This is a genomic window from Kitasatospora nipponensis (assembly GCF_039528135.1).
In the GTDB taxonomy this organism is placed as follows: domain Bacteria; phylum Actinomycetota; class Actinomycetes; order Streptomycetales; family Streptomycetaceae; genus Kitasatospora; species Kitasatospora nipponensis.
Genome location: NZ_BAAALF010000286.1, coordinates 1 through 7,317 on the forward strand (window position 1 = coordinate 1; position 7,317 = coordinate 7,317).

Genomic DNA, 7,317 nt, shown 5'->3' on the forward strand with positions numbered 1-7,317 from the left:
CGCCCCCCCCCCCCCCCCCCGGCCCGGGGGGCCACTGGGGCCCGCCGGCCGCGCCCGCGGCGGGGGGCGGCCACCGCCCTGACGCGGTCGACCCGCGCACCGGGGCGCTCGGTCCGCTGGGCCGGGCGCTGCCGGGCGCGCAGCCGGGTGCGGCGCACGGCGCGCCGCAGGCACCGGTGCGCGGTGCGGCGCAGGGGACCGGCGGGCCCGAGTCGGAGATCGAGGTGGCCACCGCGAAGCTGGGGGCCGCCCACCGGCACCGGCGCGACCCGGTCCAGGAGATCCAGCTCTCCGGGGCCTCGGTGCGGATAGGACCCGGGCCGCAGGCGCACACGGTGGAGCCGGTGCAGCCCACCGGTCCGACGCCCGCCGAGACCGACTGGGTGCGCCGGGCGGGCACCTCGGCCGTGGCGCTGCCCGCGCCGGCCGAGAAGCCGGCGCAGGGGCGCTGGCGGCCGTGGCGGTTCCGGATGTCCAACGACGTCTGGGGCACGCCGGTGGTCGCCGACGGCACCCTGTTCATCTCCAGCTTCGAGGTGCACGCCCTGGACATCGCCTCGGGCCGGCGCCGCTACAAGACCCGCGACGTGGCCTGGGCGGTGGCGGTGGCCGCCGGCCGGCTGCACGCCGCCGACGGGCCGCACCTGTACACCGTGGACGTGGCCGGCGGCGCCGAGCGCTGGCGCACCTCGCTGGACGGCTGGGTCTACTCGCTGGACGCCGCCGACGGCGTGCTCTGCTGCGGCCTGCGCGGCGGCGGGGTGCAGGCCCGCTCCTGCGCGAACGGCGCCGAGCTGTGGCGGGCCGAGGACGCCCAGCAGGACTACGAGAACCCGCAGTCCGGCCCGGCCCTGGTGGGCGGGGCGGTCTACTACTACGGCGGTGGCCGGCTGCGCTGCGTGGACGCCCGCGGCGGGCTGCTGCGCTGGACCTTCCCGGTCGGCGAGGACGTCCCCTCGCGCCCGGCGGTCCGCGGCGGCCTGGTCTACGTCACGGCGGGCACCCGGGTGTTCGCGCTGGACGCGGTCACCGGGGCCCAGCGCTGGCGCTTCGACGCGCCGGTGGTGCTCTTCACCCCGCCGACGCTGGACGACTCGGGCACGCCGTGCGTGTACGTGGCCGACTACCTCGGCACCCTCTACGCGCTGGACGGCGCCACCGGCCGGCCGCGCTGGCAGGGCCGCACCGCCAGCCGGCAGGGCGCCGAGCCGGTGGTGCTGGCCGGCTCCGCGGCGCTGATCGCCAGCGGGGAGACGCTGTACGCCTTCGACGTGAACGACGGGCGCGAGCTGTGGCGCTACGCGACGCGCGGCGAGATCGTCGGGGCACCGGCGGCGGCCGACGGGCTGGTGCACCTGGGCAGCCGGGACCACTCGCTGCACACGCTGGACCTGGCGAGCGGCCGGCTGCGGTGGGAGCTGGGGACCAAGGGGGAGCTGACGGGCTCTCCGGTGGCGGTCGACGGGCGGGTCTTCGTCAGCAGCAAGGACCGCTGCGTCTACGCGCTGGACGCCCAGTACGGGACGGCGGTGCCCGAGGGACGTTAGGACCCCTTCGACCCCTCCCGCCGGGCGCCGGGGTGGCGTGCGCACCAGCCCTGCCAGGCCGAGGCGATCATCTCCTCGATGCCGTACTCGGCCCGCCAGCCGAGTTCGCGCTCGATGAGCTCGGCGGAGGCGACCACCGAGGCGGCGTCGCCCGGGCGGCGCGGGGCGTCCTGTCCGGTCGCGTCGTAGCCGGTCGTCCGGCCGATCACCTCGAGCATCCGGCGGACCGAGACGCCTTCGCCGCGACCGATGTTGAGCACCAGCGAGGTGGCGCCCGGCGGGTCGGCGGCGAGCCGGCGCAGGGCCGCCAGGTGGGCCGAGGCGACGTCCGCCACGTGGATGTAGTCGCGCACGCAGGTGCCGTCGGGGGTGGGGTAGTCGGTGCCGAAGACCAGCGGGCGCCGGCCGGCGGTCAGCGCCTCGAAGACCATCGGGACCAGGTTGGAGCGGCCCAGGTCGGCCAGCTCGGGCGTGGCGGCGCCGGCCACGTTGAAGTAGCGCAGGGCCACCGTGGAGAGCCCGTGCGCCCGGCCGGCCGCGGCGAGCAGCCACTCGCCCGCGAGCTTGGTCTCGCCGTACGGGCTGAGCGGCGCGCAGGGGGTGGACTCGGTGACCGGGTCGACGTCCGGCAGGCCGTAGACGGCGGCGGAGGAGGAGAAGAGCACCCGCCGCACGCCGTGCTCGACGCAGGACTCCAGGACGTTCTGCAGGCCGGTGAGGTTGGCCCGGTAGTACTCCAGCGGGCGCTCCACCGACTCGCCGACCGCCTTGCGCGCCGCGATGTGCAGCAGGCCGGTGGGGCGGTGCTCGCGCAGCGCCTCGTCGACGGCGGCGCGGTCCAGCGTCGAGCCCCGCAGCAGCGGGACCCCGGCGGGCACCCGGGAGCGCTCGCCGCTGCTCAGGTCGTCCAGCACCACGACCCGCTCGCCGCCCTCGAGCAGCTGACGGACCACGTGGCCCCCGATGTAGCCGGCGCCGCCGGTGACCAACCATGTCATGCCGGGATCGTAGGACGGCGCGGCCCCCGGGCGGTGCAGGCCGGCCCCGGCCACTGGCGGCGCGCCCTTCACGGTCAATCGGACATAAGGGTGGAATGCTGACAAAACTCGTCCCGCCGATCCGGGCCGGCTTCGGCGCGCCCGCACGCCCCGACCGGCCTCGATCCGGCGGCGCGGGTGGCCGTCCCGCCCGCATGGAACCGGAGGCAACTCAGGTGCACCCCAAGAAGGACCACACCCGGCCGTACCCGGCCGGTCCCCGTCCCACCGGTCCCAAGGCCGTCGCCGAGGGGCCGGCGCCGGCCGGCGGTGGGGCGGGCGCCCTCGTCGTGCCGGGTGCCGCCGTGCTCTGCGCCGCGCTGGTGCTCAGTGGCTGCACCAGCAGCACCTCCTCGTCCTCCTCGACGACGTCCTCCGCTGCCGCCACCGGCTCCGCGGCCGCCTCGCCGTCCGGTTCCCCGTCCGGCTCCTCGACCAGTGCCCCGGCCACCTCCTCGGCCTCCTCGGCCGGCGCCAGCCCCTCGGTGAGCAACCAGCTCCAGGACGACTACCAGCGGGTGATCGCCAACGTGCTGCCCTCGGTGGTGCAGGTCACCACCGCCTCGGGGCTGGGGTCGGGGATCGTCTACGACGGCAAGGGCGACATCGTCACCAACGCCCACGTGGTCGGCACGGCCACCACCTTCCAGGTGAGCCTGGCCAACAGCACCAAGACGCTGGACGCCACCCTGGTCGGCAGCTACCCGGACTCGGACCTGGCGGTGATCCGGCTCAGCAGCCTGCCCAGCGGCCTCAAGCCGGCCGTCTTCGGGGACAGCGGCAAGGTGCAGATCGGCCAGATCACGCTGGCCATGGGCAGCCCGCTCGGACTCTCCAGCAGCGTCACCCAGGGCATCGTGTCGGCCATCGCCCGCACCGTGAGCGAGCCCCAGGGCGGCAGCTCGCCGGGGGCCACGATCGCCAACATGGTGCAGACCTCGGCCGCGATCAACCCCGGCAACAGCGGGGGAGCGCTGGTCAACCTCTCCAGCCAGGTGATCGGGATCAACACGCTGGCCGCCACCGATCCGGACCTGGGCGGCAGCGCCGCACCCGGGATCGGGTTCGCCATCCCGAGCGCGACCATCACCAGCATCGCCGACCAGCTGATCAAGGACGGCAAGGTCACCAACTCCGGCCGGGCCGCGCTGGGCATCAGCGCCCGGACCTACTACGGCAGCGACTACAAGCCGGCCGGGGCGGTCGTGGTGACGGTGACCTCCGGCGGCCCGGCGGCCGCGGCCGGACTGCAGCCGGGGGACGTGATCACCAAGGTCGGCGACACCCCGGTCGACTCGCTGGGCGCGCTCACCACGGCGCTGGCCTCGCTGAGCCCCGGCGCCCAGACGACCGTGACCTACACCCGGGACGGGCAGAGCAGGACCGCCGACGTCACGCTCGGGACCCTGGGGGCCTGAGCCGGCGGCTCGGGCCGCAGCAGCCCCGGCGGCGGCGCACCGCGCAAGGGACGCCGCCGCCGGCCCCGCCCGGCCCCGCTCCGAGCGGGCCGCCCGTTCACTGGCGGGCCCGGGCGACCCGGGTGTGCCAGGGCAGCTCGATGGTGACCTTGGTCGGGCCGCCCTGCGGGCTCTCGACCAGGAAGACGCCGTCCACCGCGCGCACCCGCTCGGCCAGGCCCGCCAGCCCGCCGCCGGGCCGGAAGCCCCCGCCGGGCACCGTGGCGCCGCCACGCCCGTCGTCGGCGACCTGGAGCATCAGTCGGTCGGCCGAGCGCCAGACGTCGACGGAGGCACTGGTGGCACCCGCGTGCTTCGAGGTGTTGGTGAGCAACTCGCTGACGGTGAAGTAGGCGATGCCCTCCACGGCGGAGTCGGGGCGCTCGACCGTGCCGTCCGGGCTGCTCAGGTCGACGTTCACCTTGACGCCGGCCGGCACCGTGCAGCGCGCGGAGACCGCGGAGAGCGCCGCGTCCAGCCCGCGGTCCGTCAGCACCGCCGGGTGGATGCCGCGGGCCAGGTCGCGCAGCTCCTGCAGGGCCAGCTTCACCTCGCCGTGCGCGGTGCCGACCATCCGCGCCGCGGACTCCTGCTCGGGGGTCAGCTCGGTCTCCAACAGCTTCTCCTTGGCCAGCCCGAGGTCCATGGCGAGCGCGACCAGCCGCGCCTGGGCGCCGTCGTGCAGGTCGCGCTCGATCCGGCGCAGGTCGGCGGCGGCGGTGTCGACCACGGCCCCGCGGTCCTCCTCCAGGTCGCGCACCCGCACCGACAGCGCGCTCGGGCAGAGCAGGAGCTCGACCAGCAACCGGTGCACCGAGGCCAGGAAGCGCGAGACCCAGGGCAGCGCCGGCCAGCCCACGATCACGAAGACCAGCGTCACCGTGAAGGTGAGGATGCCCCAGGGCAGCATCAGGAGGCAGAAGAGCACCGAGCGCCAGCTGAGCGAGTCGGAGACCGAGGCGATCACCGAGCCGGCGATGCCCGGGCGCGAGGGCGTCAGCGGCTCGGGCTCGGGCACCTCGCAGCCCAGGCTGGCCCGGGCCCGGCGCCGGTAGACCCCGCCCAGGGCGCGGGCGCCGCGCAGTCCGGCGGAGAGCAGGGGCAGGCCGATCAGCGTGATGCTCAGCCCGGTGCCGACGCTGAGCATGACGACGGTGAAGACGAACGCGGCGATCCCCAGCGGCAGGTTGACCAGGTTGTGCCGCACCTCGCGCCAGAGCTGGGCACCGTACAGCGGGCGGGCGTCGCGTGGCCGGTCGCCGGAGGGCTTCATCGTGTGCGGTCCGTCCTGTCCGTCAAGGTGAGTGGGCCGGTCCCATCGGGGTCCAGCTTGGCGGGTGCGGCCGGTCGCGCGCACGGGGGTTGGGGCCACTCTTCACCGGGGGATAACCCCACCTGATCACCGGGGTGCGGGTACGAGGTGGGCGCCGCCCGGTGTCCACCGGGCGTCTTGCAGGTCGGGCAGGGTGCGGGTGGGACCTGGCGGTGGTCTTAGACTCACGCCATAACAAGGCTATGGATGAGTAAAGACATGCGGTGAGGCCGGTCGACACGCGGCCGCCGGCCGCGGCACTGCCGATGTGGAGGCGAACGCATGGAGGGGCCCCGGGCCGCTGCCCTCGCGGCCGACCCCGCGGTGGGGAGTGGCTACTTCGACGCCTACGCGGCGGTCGGCCTGCTCGCGGTGATCGGCGTGCTCTTCGTGACGGTGGCCTTCACGGCCAACCGCCTGCTGCGCCCGGTCGTCTGGTCGCCGGAGAAGCTGCTGACCTACGAGTGCGGAGTGGACCCGGTCGGTGAGGACTGGGCGCACACCCAGATCCGGTACTACGTCTACGCGTTCCTCTACGTGATCTTCGCGGTCGACGCGATCTACCTCTTCCCGTGGGCGACCGTGTTCGCCGCCGCGGGGTACGGGACGGGGACGCTGGTGGAGATGTTCGTCTTCCTCGGCTTCCTCGCGGTCGGGCTGCTCTACGCCTGGAAGAAGGGCGTTCTGGAATGGACGTGACCCACTCGCACGGCTCCGCGGGAGCCGGACCCGTCCCGCTCGGGCTGCCCGACGCCTCCCGCCCCGGCCCCGGCGCGCTCGAGCCGCGGCGGCTGGGACCGCTGGCCCGGCTCGCCCCGGACCCGGTCAAGGTGGTGCTCAACTGGGGCCGCCGCTACAGCCTCTGGTGCTTCAACTTCGGACTGGCCTGCTGCGCGATCGAGTTCATCGCCGCGTCGATGGCCAAGCACGACTTCATCCGGATGGGCGTGATCCCCTTCGCCCCGGGGCCGCGGCAGGCCGACCTGATGATCGTCTCGGGCACCGTGACCGACAAGATGGCGCCCGCGGTGAAGCGGCTCTACGAGCAGATGCCGGAGCCGAAGTACGTCATCTCCTTCGGTGCCTGCTCCAACTCGGGCGGGCCCTACTGGGACTCCTACTCCGTCACCAAGGGCGTGGACCAGATCATCCCGGTCGACGTGTACGTGCCCGGCTGCCCGCCGCGCCCCGAGGCGCTGCTGCAGGGCATCCTCAAGCTGCAGGAGAAGATCGCCGGCGAGTCGCTGCCCGAGCGCTACGCCGCCGCCCCGCCGGCCGAGGCGCTGCGCCGCCCGCTGGTGCCCGGCCCCGGTGGTGCCCAGTGACCGCGGCGCAGTGGCGGACGCCCACGGAGGCGGCGGCCGCGATCGGGCCCTGGGCGAGCGCCGCGCAGGCGTACGACCTGGTGACCGTCGACGTGCCCGCCGAGCACTGGATCGAGGCGCTCACGACGGCCCGTGACGGGCTGGGCCTGACCTTCTTCGACTGGCTGAGCGCGGTCGACGAGCTGGGCGAGGGCTTCTCGGTGAGCGTGCACCTGGCGGCCGTCGGGGACGGCGCGGGCGTGCGGCACCTGCTGCTGCGCACCCGGGTGCCGCGCGAGGGCGCCGCGCTGCCGACCGCGGGCGGCGTCTTCGCCGGGGCGGCCTGGCACGAGCGGGAGACGTACGAGATGTTCGGGATCGGCTTCACCGGCCACCCGCACCTGCTGCCGCTGCTGCTGCCCGAGGGCTTCGAGGGGCATCCGCTGCGCAAGGAGTTCGTGCTGGCCGCCCGGGTCGCCAAGGCCTGGCCGGGGGCGAAGGAGCCGGGCGAGAGCGACCACGGTGACGGCCCCGCCCGGCGCAAGATGCAGCCGGCCGGGGTGCCGGACCCGAACGACTGGGGGCCGCTGAAGGGCACCCTGCCGCCGGTGGCCGAGCGCCCCGCGCGGGCCGCGCGCCGCCGTGCAGCGGGCCCCAGAG

Annotated in this window: 7 protein-coding genes; 5 read left to right on the top strand and 2 right to left on the bottom strand. The window is 75.2% G+C overall.

Annotated elements, in window-relative coordinates; translation table 11 throughout:
• Positions 1–1,547 (top strand): PQQ-binding-like beta-propeller repeat protein (locus ABD323_RS38340; protein ID WP_344446734.1); only part of this gene is annotated, 1,547 nt, incomplete at its 5' end.
• Here the strand turns inward: ABD323_RS38340 and galE are convergent.
• Complete coding sequence (gene galE / locus ABD323_RS38345) at positions 1,544–2,545, bottom strand: UDP-glucose 4-epimerase GalE (RefSeq protein WP_344446735.1); 1,002 nt, start codon at positions 2,543–2,545, stop codon at positions 1,544–1,546. The genes ABD323_RS38340 and galE overlap by 4 nt on opposite strands.
• Positions 2,546–2,874: 329 nt before the next feature.
• Here galE and ABD323_RS38350 point away from each other — a divergent pair, with 329 nt between their 5' ends.
• The gene (locus ABD323_RS38350; protein ID WP_344446740.1) at positions 2,875–4,002 is read left to right on the top strand and encodes a S1C family serine protease; all 1,128 of its coding nucleotides are present in this window, start codon (positions 2,875–2,877) and stop codon (positions 4,000–4,002) included.
• A gap of 97 nt (positions 4,003–4,099) precedes the next feature.
• Here ABD323_RS38350 and ABD323_RS38355 read toward each other — a convergent pair whose 3' ends face one another.
• Positions 4,100–5,314, bottom strand: a complete 1,215-nt coding sequence (locus ABD323_RS38355) for a sensor histidine kinase (protein ID WP_344446736.1) — start codon at positions 5,312–5,314, stop codon at positions 4,100–4,102.
• A gap of 321 nt (positions 5,315–5,635) precedes the next feature.
• Here ABD323_RS38355 and ABD323_RS38360 point away from each other — a divergent pair, with 321 nt between their 5' ends.
• The 3 genes from ABD323_RS38360 to ABD323_RS38370 form a co-directional block, all read left to right on the top strand.
• Positions 5,636–6,052 carry an NADH-quinone oxidoreductase subunit A gene (locus ABD323_RS38360; protein ID WP_344446737.1) on the top strand — a complete coding sequence of 139 codons (417 nt, stop codon included), beginning with the start codon at positions 5,636–5,638 and terminating at the stop codon, positions 6,050–6,052.
• Positions 6,043–6,678 (top strand): NADH-quinone oxidoreductase subunit B, encoded by a 636-nt coding sequence (locus tag ABD323_RS38365; RefSeq protein ID WP_344446738.1) that lies wholly within the window; start codon positions 6,043–6,045, stop codon positions 6,676–6,678. The genes ABD323_RS38360 and ABD323_RS38365 overlap by 10 nt, the downstream gene beginning before the upstream one ends.
• A partial coding sequence (locus tag ABD323_RS38370; protein ID WP_344446739.1) for an NADH-quinone oxidoreductase subunit C occupies positions 6,675–7,317 on the top strand: 643 nt, incomplete at its 3' end. The genes ABD323_RS38365 and ABD323_RS38370, both read left to right, overlap by 4 nt.